Annotated in this window: 1 pseudogene; it reads left to right on the forward strand. The window is 57.2% G+C overall.

Features of this window, described 5'->3' with window-relative positions:
* Nucleotides 1–187 precede the first annotated feature (187 nt).
* Nucleotides 188–1,254: pseudogene (locus tag HV796_RS42295) on the forward strand (IS701 family transposase); the annotation flags it as partial.
* Between the last annotated feature and the right edge of the window lie 201 nt (nt 1,255–1,455).

Raw genomic sequence — 1,455 nt, forward strand, 5'->3', positions numbered from 1 at the left:
GTGCGTTGCGGCGAGACCGGCGTCAGCACGACGCTTAATGCTGTGCGCGAGCGGAGTGCGGTGAAAGTCGCACGCTCCGTTCTTCGGGGGCCCTATGCCCGGGAGGGTGTGGGGCTACCCTCTCAAAGCTATTTCCGACAAAGCGATATTTGGTAGTATTGAATAATCAAGACTCCGCGTGATCAGGATGAGAGAATATGTCGACAGATTTGACGCGTATCTGAACCATCTGGCGCATGCATGAGGGCACGCCGATTGGCATGCCGGCCTAAAGGGCTATTGTGTGGGCCTGGTATTGCCACTGTCACGCAGCAAGAGTGTCGAGCCGATGGTCGCGCATATTGACCCGCTTCACGTGAGCGCGCAGCACCAGTCAACTTCACCAGTTTGTGGCCAAGGCGCAATGATCTGATCGGACAGTCTTACGGTGGGTCCGCGAATGGGTAATGCCCGCGTTAGCCGAGCGCGTCGCTGAAGAAACCGGCTACTACTGGATGATTGACGACACTGGGTTTCCAAGAAGGTGCATCATTTGGTCGGGGTGGCGCGTCAGTACTATGGGCGGCTTGGGAAGTCAGGATAACTGTCAGATTGGTTTGTTGTGCGCGGTCGGGATTCGGCCTGGCACCTCTGTGTGGGCACGCGCAACGGGACCACTTCCGCCCAGGCCCTGGAGCGGGCACGGCAAGCCACCGACATTGCTGCGCCGTGCGTCTGGCCACGAACCGCTCACGGTGAAGGAACTGGCCATGCAATTACCCGTGAACGCTTGGCAGACCGTCACTTGGCGCGAAGGCGGCAACGCAGTACGTTGCTCACGCTTTGCCACCGCGCGGGTTCGTCCCACATATCGCGACTATTGGCGAAGTACCGTTCGCGACGAGTAATGGCTGCTCATTGAATGGCCCGATGGTGATCCGGAGCCACTCAAATACTTTCTGAGCACCGCTCCCGGGGAGGGAGCAATTGAGCAGCTTGTGTTCGTGGCAAAGATGCGCTGGCGTATCGAGCGCGATTATCAGGACCTGAAACAGGAGTTCGGACTCGCGCACTACGAAGGGCGAGGCTGGCGTGGCTTACATCACCATGCCATGCTGAGCATCGCTGCATATGGGTTTCTGATAGCCCAGCGATTCAGGATGCGATCAGATGTGCGCGATAAAAAACCTCACCGAACGCGCGCTGCCTGGACTTTCCCCAGATTACATCCTACAGGACAGCAGCACACAACGCCACGTTCCTGATTCCATCAACACGTTGCGTATCCTGCTCGGACTGCGGCTCATGCAACATGGCACCCGTTTCCTGTATGGCAGACTCCCAACTATTTATGTGACATGGTAAGTCTATTGACCTTTCCATAAATCATGACGTCACCACAAGGTTGCCTGAATCCAGCACGCGGCGATGATCGAAGGTCGGTGCTGAGCGCTTTTGAGCTTGTTGCGAGCGACG

It is taken from the genome of Paraburkholderia humisilvae, from assembly GCF_902859855.1.
Taxonomy (GTDB): domain Bacteria; phylum Pseudomonadota; class Gammaproteobacteria; order Burkholderiales; family Burkholderiaceae; genus Paraburkholderia; species Paraburkholderia humisilvae.